General features: G+C 38.3%; 20 protein-coding genes. 19 read left to right on the top strand and 1 reads right to left on the bottom strand.

Features of this window, described 5'->3' with window-relative positions; translation table 11 throughout:
- The first annotated feature begins 20 nt into the window (after positions 1–20).
- From rpsH to truA, 19 genes are all read left to right on the top strand, one after another.
- On the top strand, positions 21–419 hold the full coding sequence (gene rpsH / locus IGI43_RS08800; protein WP_010761677.1) for a 30S ribosomal protein S8: 399 nt from the start codon (positions 21–23) through the stop codon (positions 417–419).
- A gap of 31 nt (positions 420–450) precedes the next feature.
- Complete coding sequence (rplF, locus tag IGI43_RS08795) at positions 451–987, top strand: 50S ribosomal protein L6 (protein WP_025869795.1); 537 nt, start codon at positions 451–453, stop codon at positions 985–987.
- A gap of 96 nt (positions 988–1,083) precedes the next feature.
- Positions 1,084–1,440, top strand: coding sequence for a 50S ribosomal protein L18 (rplR, locus tag IGI43_RS08790; protein WP_010761675.1), 357 nt, complete (start codon positions 1,084–1,086; stop codon positions 1,438–1,440).
- Positions 1,441–1,460: 20 nt separating this feature from the next.
- On the top strand, positions 1,461–1,961 hold the full coding sequence (rpsE, locus tag IGI43_RS08785; RefSeq protein WP_010761674.1) for a 30S ribosomal protein S5: 501 nt from the start codon (positions 1,461–1,463) through the stop codon (positions 1,959–1,961).
- Between the two features lie 13 nt (positions 1,962–1,974).
- A complete protein-coding gene (gene rpmD / locus IGI43_RS08780) occupies positions 1,975–2,154 on the top strand; it encodes a 50S ribosomal protein L30 (protein WP_069635453.1) in 180 nt (59 codons plus the stop codon).
- Positions 2,155–2,190: 36 nt separating this feature from the next.
- On the top strand, positions 2,191–2,634 hold the full coding sequence (rplO, locus tag IGI43_RS08775) for a 50S ribosomal protein L15 (RefSeq protein WP_206846230.1): 444 nt from the start codon (positions 2,191–2,193) through the stop codon (positions 2,632–2,634).
- Complete coding sequence (gene secY, locus IGI43_RS08770; protein WP_438757430.1) at positions 2,634–3,932, top strand: preprotein translocase subunit SecY; 1,299 nt, start codon at positions 2,634–2,636, stop codon at positions 3,930–3,932. Before rplO ends, secY begins: the two co-directional genes overlap by 1 nt.
- An 86-nt stretch (positions 3,933–4,018) precedes the next feature.
- Complete coding sequence (locus tag IGI43_RS08765; protein WP_438757429.1) at positions 4,019–4,669, top strand: adenylate kinase; 651 nt, start codon at positions 4,019–4,021, stop codon at positions 4,667–4,669.
- Between the two features lie 194 nt (positions 4,670–4,863).
- Positions 4,864–5,082, top strand: a complete 219-nt coding sequence (gene infA / locus IGI43_RS08760; protein WP_002356224.1) for a translation initiation factor IF-1 — start codon at positions 4,864–4,866, stop codon at positions 5,080–5,082.
- A gap of 32 nt (positions 5,083–5,114) precedes the next feature.
- Positions 5,115–5,231 carry a 50S ribosomal protein L36 gene (gene rpmJ, locus IGI43_RS08755; RefSeq protein WP_002288710.1) on the top strand — a complete coding sequence of 39 codons (117 nt, stop codon included), beginning with the start codon at positions 5,115–5,117 and terminating at the stop codon, positions 5,229–5,231.
- An 18-nt stretch (positions 5,232–5,249) separates the two neighbouring features.
- Entirely contained in the window at positions 5,250–5,615 is a 366-nt protein-coding gene (rpsM, locus tag IGI43_RS08750; RefSeq protein ID WP_010766211.1) for a 30S ribosomal protein S13, read from the top strand.
- A gap of 27 nt (positions 5,616–5,642) precedes the next feature.
- Positions 5,643–6,032 (top strand): 30S ribosomal protein S11, encoded by a 390-nt coding sequence (rpsK, locus tag IGI43_RS08745; protein ID WP_010761668.1) that lies wholly within the window; start codon positions 5,643–5,645, stop codon positions 6,030–6,032.
- 80 nt (positions 6,033–6,112) lie between these two features.
- Positions 6,113–7,051: a DNA-directed RNA polymerase subunit alpha gene (locus tag IGI43_RS08740; protein ID WP_010761667.1), complete on the top strand. Its 939-nt coding sequence runs from the start codon at positions 6,113–6,115 to the stop codon at positions 7,049–7,051.
- A gap of 27 nt (positions 7,052–7,078) precedes the next feature.
- The gene (gene rplQ, locus IGI43_RS08735) at positions 7,079–7,462 is read left to right on the top strand and encodes a 50S ribosomal protein L17 (RefSeq protein ID WP_069635449.1); all 384 of its coding nucleotides are present in this window, start codon (positions 7,079–7,081) and stop codon (positions 7,460–7,462) included.
- A 308-nt stretch (positions 7,463–7,770) separates the two neighbouring features.
- Positions 7,771–8,940, top strand: coding sequence for a M20 family metallopeptidase (locus IGI43_RS08730; protein WP_438757428.1), 1,170 nt, complete (start codon positions 7,771–7,773; stop codon positions 8,938–8,940).
- Positions 8,941–9,179: 239 nt separating this feature from the next.
- Positions 9,180–10,019 carry an energy-coupling factor ABC transporter ATP-binding protein gene (locus IGI43_RS08725; protein WP_438757427.1) on the top strand — a complete coding sequence of 280 codons (840 nt, stop codon included), beginning with the start codon at positions 9,180–9,182 and terminating at the stop codon, positions 10,017–10,019.
- Positions 9,995–10,864 carry an energy-coupling factor ABC transporter ATP-binding protein gene (locus IGI43_RS08720; protein WP_438757426.1) on the top strand — a complete coding sequence of 290 codons (870 nt, stop codon included), beginning with the start codon at positions 9,995–9,997 and terminating at the stop codon, positions 10,862–10,864. The genes IGI43_RS08725 and IGI43_RS08720 overlap by 25 nt, the downstream gene beginning before the upstream one ends.
- Positions 10,861–11,658, top strand: coding sequence for an energy-coupling factor transporter transmembrane component T family protein (locus tag IGI43_RS08715; protein WP_438757425.1), 798 nt, complete (start codon positions 10,861–10,863; stop codon positions 11,656–11,658). Before IGI43_RS08720 ends, IGI43_RS08715 begins: the two co-directional genes overlap by 4 nt.
- A gap of 19 nt (positions 11,659–11,677) precedes the next feature.
- Positions 11,678–12,424, top strand: coding sequence for a tRNA pseudouridine(38-40) synthase TruA (gene truA / locus IGI43_RS08710; RefSeq protein WP_438757424.1), 747 nt, complete (start codon positions 11,678–11,680; stop codon positions 12,422–12,424).
- Positions 12,425–12,576: 152 nt separating this feature from the next.
- Here the strand turns inward: truA and IGI43_RS08705 are convergent, their stop codons facing one another.
- Positions 12,577–13,902 carry a PTS sugar transporter subunit IIC gene (locus tag IGI43_RS08705; protein WP_438757423.1) on the bottom strand — a complete coding sequence of 442 codons (1,326 nt, stop codon included), beginning with the start codon at positions 13,900–13,902 and terminating at the stop codon, positions 12,577–12,579.
- Between the last annotated feature and the right edge of the window lies 1 nt (position 13,903).

The following is a 13,903-nucleotide window of genomic DNA, read 5'->3' as shown; positions in this document are numbered from 1 at the left end:
TAAAGGAGGTAAATAGTTCAATGGTCATGACAGATCCAATTGCAGATTTTCTAACGCGCATTCGTAATGCAAACATGGTTAAACATGAAAGCTTAGAAGTGCCTGCGTCAAAAATCAAACGTGATATCGCAGAAATCCTTAAACGTGAAGGTTTCGTACGCGATGTAGAATATATCGAAGATGACAAACAAGGCGTGATTCGTGTTTTCCTTAAATACGGTAAAAACGAAGAACGTGTTATCACAAACTTAAAACGTATCTCTAAACCAGGCTTACGTGCTTATGTCAAATCTGACGAAGTACCTAAAGTATTGAATGGTCTAGGAATCGCGATTATCTCTACTTCTGAAGGTGTTGTAACTGATAAAGAAGCAAGAGCTAAAAACATCGGCGGCGAAGTAATCGCCTACGTATGGTAATTTAAAAAAACACACAAGGAGGTGTCTCTAAGTGAGCCGTATTGGTAATAAAATCGTTGTACTTCCTGCTGGCGTCGAAGTCAAACAAGAAGGAAACAACATTACTGTAAAAGGACCTAAAGGTGAATTAACGCGTGAATTTTCTGCTGATATCACAATGAATATCGAAGGAAATGAAGTAACATTCACTCGTCCAAATGATAGCAAAGACATGAAAACAATTCACGGAACAACTCGTGCGAACTTCAACAACATGGTTGTTGGTGTAAGTACAGGCTTTGAAAAAGGTCTTGAACTTATCGGGGTTGGGTACCGTGCTCAAATGCAAGGGACTACATTAGTTCTTAACGTTGGTTATTCTCATCCAGTAGAAATCACACCACCAGCTGGTGTAACTGTAGAAGTACCTTCGAATACACAAGTCGTTGTAAAAGGCGCTAACAAAGAACACGTTGGTGAATTAGCAGCAAATATTCGTGGTACTCGTCCTCCAGAACCTTATAAAGGCAAAGGAATCCGTTATGTTGGCGAATTCGTACGTCGTAAAGAAGGTAAAACTGGTAAATAATAGCAGCTTGAGAGTTATTTTTCAACTCAGATTGAAAAATAACGATCCGTTGTTTATCGCAGCTTAATAGCTAGCAAATACAAAGAGGTGACAATTGTGATTACAAAACCAGATAAAAACAAAACACGCCAAAAGAGACATCGCCGTGTACGTAACAAAATCTCTGGTACTGCTGAGTGCCCACGCTTGAACGTATTCCGTTCTAACAAAAACATCTACGCGCAAATCATTGATGACGTAGCGGGTGTAACGCTAGCAAGTGCCTCTGCCTTAGATAAAGAAATTTCAGGTGGAAACAAAACAGAAACAGCCGCAGCTGTTGGTAAATTAATCGCTGAACGTGCCGCTGAAAAAGGCGTTAAAGTAGTAGTCTTTGACCGTGGTGGATACCTTTACCATGGCCGCGTGCAAGCTTTAGCTGAAGCAGCGCGTGAAAATGGACTAGAATTTTAGGAGAAGGAGGAACACCATTCATGGTTTATATTGATCCAAAACACTTGGAATTAGAAGACCGCGTGGTTTCTATCAACCGTGTAACTAAAGTTGTTAAAGGTGGACGTCGTCTACGTTTTGCAGCACTAGTTGTTGTGGGAGATAAAAACGGTCACGTTGGCTTTGGGACTGGTAAAGCACAAGAAGTGCCAGAAGCAATCCGTAAAGCAATCGAAGACGCGAAGAAAAACTTAGTTGAAGTGCCTATGGTTGGTTCTAGTATCCCTCACGAAGTGATCGGGGTATTCGGTGGTGGCCGTATCCTTATGAAACCTGCAGTAGAAGGTTCTGGGGTAGCCGCTGGTGGACCAGTTCGTGCCGTATTAGAATTAGCTGGTGTAGCAGATATTACATCAAAATCATTAGGTTCAAACACACCAATCAACGTTGTTCGCGCAACAGTTGAAGGGTTAAAACAATTAAAACGTGCCGAAGAAGTGGCAGCACTTCGCGGTAAATCTGTAGAAGAAATCTTAGGATAAGGAGGACAAAAGAATGGCTGAATTAAAAGTTACATTAAAACGCAGCGTTATCGGACGTCCTCAAAACCAAAAAGATACAGTAAAAGCATTAGGTTTAGGAAAAGTAAACAGCTCTGTTGTCAAACCTGCTAACGAAGCAATCAAAGGTATGATCAACACTGTGTCACATTTAGTGGACGTTGAAGAAGTTTAATTTACAATAGTACATTGTTAAGGAGGTGCCAAACCAATGAAACTTCATGAATTGAAACCTGCTGAAGGTTCACGCCAAGTACGTAACCGTGTTGGACGTGGTACTTCATCTGGTAATGGTAAAACATCCGGCCGTGGACAAAAAGGGCAAAAAGCTCGTTCAGGCGGTGGTGTAAGACTAGGATTTGAAGGGGGTCAAACTCCATTATTCCGTCGTTTACCAAAACGCGGCTTCACGAATATCAACCGTAAAGATTATGCAGTCATCAACTTAGATGTCTTAAATCGTTTCGAAGATGGAACTGAAGTAACACCTGCAGGCTTGATCGAAGCTGGAATCGTGAAAAACGAAAAAGCTGGAATCAAAGTTCTTGCCAATGGTGAATTAACAACTAAAAAATTAACTGTGAAAGCAGCTAAATTCTCTAAAGCAGCAGAAGAAGCAATTGTTGCAGCTGGTGGATCAATCGAGGTGATCTAATGTTTAAACTATTAAAAGATGCTTTTAAAGTCAAAGACATTAGATCAAAAATTTTGTTTACTGTATTCATTCTTTTTGTATTTCGTTTAGGTGCACATATAACTGTACCTGGCGTGAATGCAAAAGGTTTGCAAGACTTAAGCAATTTACCATTTTTAAACATGTTGAATATGGTCAGCGGTAGTGCGATGCAAAACTTCTCTATCTTCTCTATGGGGGTTTCGCCTTATATTACAGCATCGATCATCATCCAATTATTACAAATGGATATTGTACCAAAATTCGTAGAATGGTCGAAGCAAGGTGAAGTTGGACGTAAGAAATTGAATCAAGCAACAAGATATCTAACGATCGTTTTAGGTATTGCCCAATCTATTGGGATAACTGCTGGATTTCAACAATTAAGTTCAGTTGGGATTGTAGAAAATCCTAACGTCAACACATATGTGATGATTTCTGTTATTTTAACGGGTGGAACAATGTTTGTAACATGGTTAGGAGAACAAATTACTGAAAAAGGGATCGGTAATGGTGTTTCAATGATTATCTTCGCCGGGATTATTTCTCGTGTACCAGAAGGGATCAAAGAAATCATTGACGATTACTTTATCAATATTGAGCCTTCTAGAATTTGGCAGTCTGCTATTTTTATTGCAATTTTAATCATTGCGATTTTAGTTATTGTTACAATAGTAACATTTTTCCAGCAAGCAGAACGTAAAATTCCAATCCAATATACTAAACGTGTTTCAGGTGCGCCAACTAGCAGTTATTTACCATTAAAAGTAAATGCTGCAGGGGTTATCCCAGTTATCTTCGCTAGTTCGTTGATTGCGACGCCGAATGCTGTTTTACAAGCCTTCTCTAAGAGTTATTCTGGCGAAGGTTGGTATGATATAATGACACAAATTTTTAGTTACAATACCGTTCCAGGTGCGATTATTTATACTGTACTGATCGTCGCTTTCACATTCTTCTATGCATTTGTTCAAGTAAACCCTGAGAAATTAGCGGAAAACTTACAAAAACAAGGAAGTTATATTCCAAGCGTACGACCAGGTAAAGGGACAGAAGAATATATTTCTGGAATGTTATTGAGACTAAGTGTTGTCGGTTCGATATTCCTAGGTTTAGTTGCGTTACTTCCGATCATTGCACAAATGATCTGGAAATTACCGCAGTCTATCGGCCTTGGAGGAACGAGCTTACTGATTGTGATAGGTGTTGCTTTAGAAACAGCGAAACAATTAGAAGGTTTAATGTTGAAACGTCAATATGTTGGCTTTATCAATAAGTAAGAATAGTGTGTTGAGGATCATCCTCAGCACCATTCTCTCATTGGGCTAGCTTCAAAAGCCAGCCTTTAAAATTAGGAGGAAATGAAATGAACCTCATTTTAATGGGATTGCCTGGGGCAGGCAAAGGGACTCAAGCAGAACAGATCGTGGATACTTATGGTATTCCGCATATTTCTACAGGAGATATGTTCCGTGCTGCGATGAAAAACGAAACTGCTCTTGGCTTAGAAGCGAAATCTTATATCGATAAAGGTGCTTTGGTTCCAGACGATGTAACGAATGGAATTGTCAAAGAACGTTTGGCAGAATCTGATACTGATAAAGGTTTTTTATTAGATGGTTTTCCACGTACTTTGGATCAAGCAGAAGCATTAGATAAAATGTTAAAAGAATTAAATAAAAAAATTGATGCTGTCATCGACATCCATGTCGAAGAAGATATTTTGGTTGAACGCTTAGCTGGTCGGTTTATCTGCCGAACGTGCGGAGCAACTTATCATAAAATCTTCAATCCTCCTACTGTAGAAGGAACATGTGATCGTTGCGGCGGACATGAATTTTATCAAAGAGAAGATGATAAGCCTGAAACGGTCAAAAACCGTCTGTCAGTCAACATCAAAAGCAGTGCGCCGATTTTAGACTTTTACAAGGCTAAAAATGTATTGCATACAATAGATGGGAATCGCGAGATCGATACTGTTTTTTCTGAAGTGAAAGAAATCATTGAAAAAAAATAGTTATCTGATTTGCTGCATACTTACCATTTGTGTTTGATTCAGATTCTCTTGCCAAATCGAATAGTTTATGATAGAATATATCAGTCCGACTTCTACCTTTTTGTAGAAGCTTAATTGAAAATTCTAGGTGGGGGCTGAAGTTTCCGCCATTTTATCGTGTGAAAATGCGAAACAAGTACAAGGAGGTACTGTGCGTGGCTAAAGAAGATATGATTGAAGTCGAAGGTACAGTCGTCGAAACTTTGCCGAATGCAATGTTTAAAGTTGAACTAGAAAATGGACACCAAGTTCTTGCTACTGTTTCCGGTAAAATCCGTATGCACTATATTCGAATTTTACCTGGAGATAAAGTAACTGTAGAGTTATCTCCATATGATTTAACTCGTGGTCGAATCACTTATCGCTTTAAATAATTGTACTCCGTAAAATTCAAGGAGGTATTATCATGAAAGTAAGACCATCAGTAAAACCAATGTGTGAACATTGTAAAGTAATTCGCCGTAAAGGACGTGTTATGGTCATTTGCCCAGCAAATCCAAAACATAAACAACGTCAAGGATAATAGGAGGTGTAACGTAGAATGGCTCGTATTGCAGGAGTAGACATCCCTCGTGATAAACGTGTAGTAATTTCTCTTACTTATATTTTTGGTATTGGTAATACTACCGCTAAAAAAGTTTTAGCAAACGTTGGTGTATCTGAAGATATTCGTGTTCGCGATTTAACAAACGAACAAACAGATGCTATCCGTGCGGAAATTGATAAGTTAAAAATTGAAGGTGATCTTCGTCGTGAAGTCAACCTGAACATCAAACGTTTGATGGAAATCGGTTCATACCGTGGAATCCGTCACCGTCGTGGATTACCAACTCGTGGACAAAACACGAAAAACAATGCACGTACTCGTAAAGGCCCAGCTCGTACTGTAGCAGGCAAGAAAAAATAATTCCTAAGTGAAGGAGGTTAGATCTTCATGGCAGCAAAGAAAGTTAGTCGTAAACGCCGTGTGAAAAAGAATATAGAAACTGGGATTGCACATATCCATTCTACATTCAATAATACAATTGTAATGATCACTGACAGTCATGGTAATGCATTAGCATGGTCATCAGCAGGATCATTAGGTTTTAAAGGAAGCAAAAAATCAACACCGTTTGCAGCTCAAATGGCCGCAGAAGCTGCAACTAAAGCAGCACAAGAACACGGACTTAAAACTGTTGATGTAACAGTTAAAGGACCAGGTTCTGGACGTGAAGCAGCGATTCGTTCATTGCAAGCAACAGGTTTAGAAGTGACTGCAATTCGTGACGTGACTCCAGTTCCTCATAATGGATGCCGCCCTCCAAAACGCCGTCGTGTTTAATGAGTGCCACTCATTCTGAGTTTGAATTAAGAACGTCATTGAACAAGACACTTTTCGTTTTGAAAGGGGTATAGATAAGAATGATTGAATTTGAAAAACCAAGAATCGAAAAAATTGATGAGAATAGAGATTATGGCAAGTTCGTCGTTGAACCACTGGAAAGAGGTTACGGGACTACTTTAGGCAATTCTCTACGTCGTATTTTATTATCTTCTTTACCAGGAGCCGCTATTACCAATATTCAAATCGATGGTGTGTTGCATGAATTCTCTACCATTAAAGGTGTAAGAGAAGACGTAACTCAAATTATCTTGAATATCAAAGGGTTAGCATTAAAGCTTTATGCAGAAGAAGAAAAAACCCTTGAGATCGATATTACAGGACCTGCTACAGTAACTGCTGGCGATATTATCGTTGACAGCGATGTTGAGATCTTGAATAAAGATTTAATTATCTGTAGTGTCTCTGAAGGAGCTACTTTCCATGCTCGCTTAACAGTGAAACCTGGTCGTGGCTATGTTCAAGCAGACGAGAACAAAAAGGAAGATATGCCAATTGGTGTTCTCCCTGTTGATTCCATCTATACACCAGTTCGCCGTGTGAACTACCAAGTAGAAAACACTCGTGTTGGTCGTCGTGATGACTTCGACAAATTAACAATGGAAATATGGACTGATGGTTCAATCATTCCTCAAGAAGCCCTTAGCTTAGCTGCTAAGATTATGACGGAGCATTTAGACATCTTTGTTAATCTTACTGATGAAGCGAAAAACGCTGAAATCATGGTTGAAAAAGAAGAAACACAAAAAGAAAAAATGCTAGAAATGACCATCGAAGAACTAGACTTGTCTGTTCGTTCATACAATTGTTTAAAACGTGCAGGTATTAACACTGTACAAGAACTTACAAATAAATCTGAACCAGAAATGATCAAAGTACGTAATTTAGGTCGTAAATCTCTTGAAGAGGTTAAACTAAAACTACATGATTTAGGTTTAGGCTTACGTAAAGACGATTAATACTTTTTACGAAGGAGGAAAACCAACGTGGGTTATCGTAAATTAGGACGCACATCAAGCCAACGTAAGGCAATGTTGCGTGATTTAACTACTGATTTAATTATCAATGAACGTATCGTTACGACTGAAGCTCGTGCGAAAGAAGTTCGTTCTACAACAGAAAAAATGATTACTTTAGGCAAACGTGGAGATCTTCATGCACGTCGTCAAGCAGCTACTTTTGTACGTAATGAAGTCGCTAGTGTACGTGAAGAAAACGAAGCAATCGTTGTTGAATCAGCTTTACAAAAGTTATTCAATGATCTTGCACCTCGTTATGCTGAACGCCAAGGTGGTTACACTCGTATCTTGAAGACAGAACCAAGACGCGGAGATGCAGCACCAATGGTCATTATCGAATTTGTTAAATAATCAAACTATACCGTCACTTTATAGATGATTCTTTTAGAGTGTTATGATGTTGGAGGCGACTCCTAGTCTAGCTCAACGCTTTCCCTACCGAACTTGTTTGGTAGGGAAGCACTCATCATATAATAAGGTGTATTTTTTTGTCCTAAGAATTTTTCTTAGGGCTTTTTTGTTTTGATAGGTTATTGCATCTGAGAGTGCTTTTTAGTATGCTTTCATTAATCAGAATATTCAGATATTGCTAATGACTATTTTGAATATTGAAGATGTTGCATGATGTATTATTAACTTTATAGAAATGAGGGAATAAAATGATCAAATTAAAAGCATTAGTTCAAAAGTATAAAGAAGAAATGATCGATTTTAGGAGAGATCTGCATCAACATCCGGAATTACAATTTGAAGAATTCAGAACAACGGAAAAAATTGCTGAAGCGTTAGATAAAATCGGTATTCCTTATCGTAAGACTGAACCTACAGGAATCATTGCAGAACTTACTGGGGCTATGAAGGGAAAGACTGTTGCTTTACGTGCAGATATGGATGCTTTACCTGTTCAAGAACTGAATGACAGCATCTCTTACAAATCATTAGAAGAAGGTAAAATGCACGCATGCGGTCATGATGCTCACACAGCTATGCTATTGACTGCTGCCAAAGCGTTAAAAGAAGTTCAAGCAGAGATCAAAGGAACCGTTCGTTTTATTTTTCAACCATCTGAAGAAAATGCTCAGGGGGCCAAAGCAATGGTTGCACAAGGAGCGGTAGAAGGGGTAGATGATGTTTTCGGAATTCATATTTGGTCACAGATGCTTTCTGGGACAGCATCTTGTGTTGTAGGCTCATCATTTGCTTCAGCAGATATTTTTTCGATTGAGTTTAAAGGACGAGGTGGACATGGTGCAATGCCAGATGCTTGTATAGATGCAGCAGTGATCGCTTCTTCATTTGTTATGAATGTACAGTCAGTCGTTTCTAGAGAAACCAATCCGTTAGATCCAGTTGTAGTGACAGTAGGTAAAATGGATGTCGGGACACGTTTCAATGTGATTGCTGAAAATGCTCGTTTAGAAGGGACTGTACGTTGTTTTAGTATTGAGACGCGTAATCGTGTAGAAAAGGCATTAAAACGTTATGCGGAGCAAACAGCTACAATGTATGGCGGTACTGCGGTGCTTGATTATAATTATGGGACAATACCTGTGATCAATGATGAAGAAGATGCTTTATTTGCGCAGTCGATCATCAAAGAAAATTTTGGTGAATCAGCGTTGATCCAAGAACCGCCAACAACTGGAGGAGAAGACTTCAGTTACTTTACAGAGAACACATCTGGTTGCTTTGCTTTGGTCGGCTGTGGAAATCCAAAAAAAGATACACAGTGGGCCCATCATCATGGCCGTTTCAATGTAGATGAGGATGCAATGGAAATCGGTGCAGAGCTATATGCTCAGTATGCTTTTGACTATTTAAATAAATAATAAGTGCCACAGAGATAGTAAAAAAATGAAAGAAAACTTATTTGGTTTCCTTTCGTTTTTTTACTATTCTAAATAATTTATTGGATTATAAAAAAAGTTTCTGTCTTGACAGATGAGAATACACATAAATGAACTTATTTTGTTATAATAGAGAATAGTGCAAAGATAAGAATAGATGATTGAAAAAACACTGATTTTTTGTTAGTGTTAGGAAGACTAAATAATTGAGGGAGTACGCGATGCAACCGATAATTGAATTAAAAAATATCAACTTTAACTATCAACCAGAAGATGCTTCTCCCGCTTTGAAAGATGTATCTTTTTCCATCGAACAAGGTGAGTGGATTGCGATTATTGGACATAATGGGTCAGGGAAATCAACGCTGGCTAAAACGATCAACGGCTTGTTGCTACCAGCATCAGGTAGTATTTCGGTAGGTGGAAAAGAACTAAATGAAACTAATGTTTGGGATATTCGTAAGATGGTCGGAATGGTTTTTCAAAATCCTGATAATCAGTTTGTTGGCTCAACCGTAGAAGATGATGTCGCATTTGGCTTAGAGAACCAAGGGATTCCACGAGATGAAATGCTTATGAGAGTCAAAGACGCATTAGAGAAAGTCCGAATGAGTCCGTTTGCTACACGTGAACCAGCTCGTTTGTCTGGTGGACAAAAACAAAGGGTAGCGATTGCAGGAGTGGTCGCTTTACGTCCAGATATTATTATTTTAGATGAAGCTACGAGTATGCTTGATCCTGAAGGACGGGAAGAGGTCATTACAACAATCAAAAAAATCAAAGAAGAAAGTAACTTGACAGTTATTTCAATTACTCATGATATTGATGAAGCGGCGAATGCAAATCGAATCTTAGTAATGAAACAAGGGGAACTGGTTAGTGAAGGGACACCAGAGAAAATATTCTCAGCGGGGACTGAATTAATCCAGATGGGCTTAGATTTACCTTTTCCTGAAAAGCTAAAAATTGCTTTAAAAGAACGTGGCATTGATGTGCCAGATGAATATTTGACTGAAGAAAGGATGGTGGATTGGTTATGGACATCCGTTTTGAACAAGTAGATTTTACGTACCAACCCAATACACCATTTGAACAACGGGCATTATTTGATTTAAATTTGACGATAGAAGATGGTTCTTATACAGCGATTGTAGGGCATACTGGTAGTGGCAAGTCCACGTTGTTGCAGCACTTGAATGCGTTAGTAAAACCAACAAAAGGAACTGTAACGATCGGGGAGCGAAAAATCGTTCCTGAAACCAACAATAAAAATTTAAAGCCGATCCGTAAAAAAGTCGGTATTGTATTTCAATTTCCTGAAGCTCAATTATTTGAGGAAACAGTAGCAAAAGATATTGCATTTGGTCCAAAGAATTTTGGTATAGCAGGAGAAGAAGCAGATAGATTAGCTGCTGAAATGCTTGGTTTAGTTGGATTAGAGGCTAGTTATTTAGAACGTTCTCCTTTTGAATTATCTGGTGGACAAATGCGTCGTGTAGCGATTGCTGGTGTTTTGGCTATGGAACCGGAAGTATTGGTTTTGGATGAACCTACAGCAGGACTTGATCCACAAGGACGCAAAGAAATGATGGAGATGTTTCAACGTCTGCACGAAGAGCGTGGGATGACGATCGTTTTAGTCACACACTTAATGGATGATGTGGCTAATTATGCTGATCATGTACTTGTACTAGAAAAAGGTAAAATCGTAAAATCTGGAACACCGCAAGATGTATTTCAAGATATTGATTGGTTGAAAGAAAAACAATTAGGCGTTCCAACCGCGGCGATGTTTGCCGAGAAGCTGATGGCTAAAGGGATTTCCTTTGAAGAATTACCATTAACGGCAGATAGGTTAGCAGATGACCTATTAAAAGGCTTAAAAAAGGCAGGTGAGGACCTGTGATGAACAAATTGATTTTTGGACGTTATATTCCAGGAGATTCATTTATTCATACAATGGACCCAAGAGCGAAGTTAATTGCGAGTTTTTATTTTATCGGGATTATCTTTTTAGCGAATAATTGGCAAACATATGGCGTGTTAGCTATTTTTACATTATTTGCTATTTTTCTCTCTAAAGTAAATATTCGTTTCTTTATTCGTGGGATCAGGCCGCTGATTTGGCTGATTTTATTCACAGTTGCTTTACAGATGTTATTTACTCAAGGTGGAGAAGTTTACTTTAGTTGGGGAATTTTTACGATCACTGAGTTTGGGGTCATCAATGGTTTGTTTATTTTTTGTCGTTTTGTGTTGATTATTTTCATGTCCACACTATTGACGTTGACAACACCGCCGCTCGATCTATCAGATGCGATCGAATATCTGTTACGTCCACTAAAAGTTGTTCGTTTCCCTGTCCACGAAGTTTCATTAATGTTATCGATCGCTTTGCGTTTTGTCCCAACATTGATGGATGAAACGGAAAAAATCATGAATGCTCAACGTGCTCGTGGGGTAGATTTTGGTGAAGGGAACTTGATTCAGAAAATGAAAGCTGTAGTCCCACTGTTGATTCCGTTGTTTGTTAGTAGTTTTAATCGAGCAGAAGATTTAGCAATTGCGATGGAAGCTCGTGGTTACCAAGGTGGCGACGGACGAACAAAATATCGAATTCTTCATTGGCATATGAAAGATACGGTCGTGATGCTTGCATTTGCCGTATTAACAGTCGTGTTGATTTTTATAAGAAGTTAGAAGTAAAGGTGGAAAAGAAATGCCACGCTATAAAGCAATAATTACGTATGATGGAACGAATTTCAATGGATTTCAAGCTCAGCCAAATGGACGAACGGTACAAGAAGAAGTTGAAAAAACACTGAAAAAAATGAATAATGGTAAAACAATCACGATTTTTGGTTCAGGTCGGACGGATGCGGGTGTTCATGCAAAAGGACAGGTTATTCATTTTGACTACCCACAGGAGAGAGAACTTGAGAAAATGCGTTATGCATTAGATACTCAAACACCTGAAGATATTGCTGTAAAAAAGGTGGAAATCGTTTCAGATGATTTTCATGCTCGTTATCATGTGGTTGAAAAGACCTATCAATTTCGAGTAGATATCGGGAAACCAAGAAGTCCCTTTAAACGTTTTTATGCTAGTTATTTTCCTTATGAAGTAGATACGGAAAAAATTCAGAACGCATTAACGGACCTAGTTGGAACACATGATTTTACGTCGTTTTGTGCTTCTGGAACTGAGATCGAGGATAAGGTTCGAACAATTCATGAAGCAAGTCTTGTAGTGAATGAAGAGCAAGATGAATTGATTTTTACCTTTCGTGGAGATGGTTTTTTGTACAAGATGATTCGAATTTTAGTAGGAACTTTGCTCAAAATGGGAAATGGACGAATGGATGAAACGCTGATTCCCGAAATTATCAAAGCGAAAGATCGTAATTTAGCAGGTCCGACCGCTCATCCAGAAGGATTGTATTTGGTCGAAGTGAAATATGAATAATAGAAAAAAGAGCGTGGGGCAAAACGAAAGATCAGTTTTGTTTCACGCTCTAAATCTGACTAAATGGCGAGAAAAAAGCAGCTCCTTCTTATTTTCGGAGCTAAATGCTTTTATCTCGGCCGTATTTGCTAATTATGAGTCAGAGTGAAAAATTATTGATTGTCGTTTTCTGCAAGTAATTGTGCCGCTTGCGCTCTGGACACTCGTTCGGAAATTTTCAAGAATGGAAGATAGAAAAATAGGGTTACTATCAGAATGATTATTTGTAAAAACGCGACTTTCCAATCACCAGAACTAGCAAGAAAACCGCTAATAATCGGTGGTGTTGTCCAAGGGACTAATACAGAGAGTGGTTTAACAAAGCCAATTGCCGTAGCAAAATACCCAATTAAAGCACCGATTACTGGACTAAAAATAAAAGGAATCATCATTGGAATATTAAAGACAATGGGTAAACCAAAAATAATTGGTTCATTTATTTCAAAAATACTTGGTGCAACAGATAAGCTAACCACATCCTTGTAGGGTTTATATTTAACAAATAAAATGACTGCAAGGATCAACGCCATAGTACCACCTGTTCCGCCCATTTGACTATAAACGGTAATAAACGAACTATTGATAATATGAGGAGCTTCTTTTCCTTCGTTGATAGCCGCCATATTTTCATTCATATTGACTAATAAAAGTGGATCAAGTAACGAACCATTGATGACTGTTTGATGAATTCCTAAGGTAAATAAGAAATTGCCTGTAGTGTAAATCAGTAAAAATCCTAAAAGTGACGTGTTGACTTTTCTTAGAGGTTCTTGAATTAAAGTTGAGATCAATGTAATAAGGTCAGTATCAAAAAGAACAATTAAAATCGTTGAAATGACAGCGAACAAACTGAGTGTGATAAGTGAGGGAAGCAATGAACTGAAACTACGACCAACAGCTGGTGGTACTTGATCACCTAAATTGATCTGTAATTTTTTGATAGAAGAGATTCTCATGTATAACTCAGTTGCAAGCAAACCGATAATAATTCCAGAAAACATTCCTTGTGTGCCTAAATTACCATAAGTTAGAATTCCGTCAATAGTGACAGCTGTTTCTGAACCAATCGGGGTTACAGTGTAAGTCATCGCCATCATGATAACTAAGGTAGATGTAGCGACAGCAGTGGCAGAAATTGGGTTATTAAAGTTTTTATTTTTTGCGAGATAATAGGCAATCATTGGTGCAATCAATAATCCAGCAATATTTAATGTGCCATTAGTGATCACATTTCCAAAAGTTTGTAACTTAGATAAAGTATCGTCTTTAAAAGCAAAAGGAAACAAAACATTATTTACTAAAACTGCTAAACCAGCTAAGATAAACATCGGCATAATGGTGGTAAAGGCATCTCGCAAAGAACGAAGATGCACTTGATTTCCAATTTTGATAGAGACTTCTGTGAATTTATCTAAAAAACTTCTTTTGTTTCTGTCCATA

It is taken from the genome of Enterococcus sp. AZ126 (genome assembly GCF_051714545.1).
In the GTDB taxonomy this organism is placed as follows: domain Bacteria; phylum Bacillota; class Bacilli; order Lactobacillales; family Enterococcaceae; genus Enterococcus_L.
Note: the sequence above shows the minus strand (reverse complement) of the source record. Positions and strands in the feature narration are given on the sequence as shown.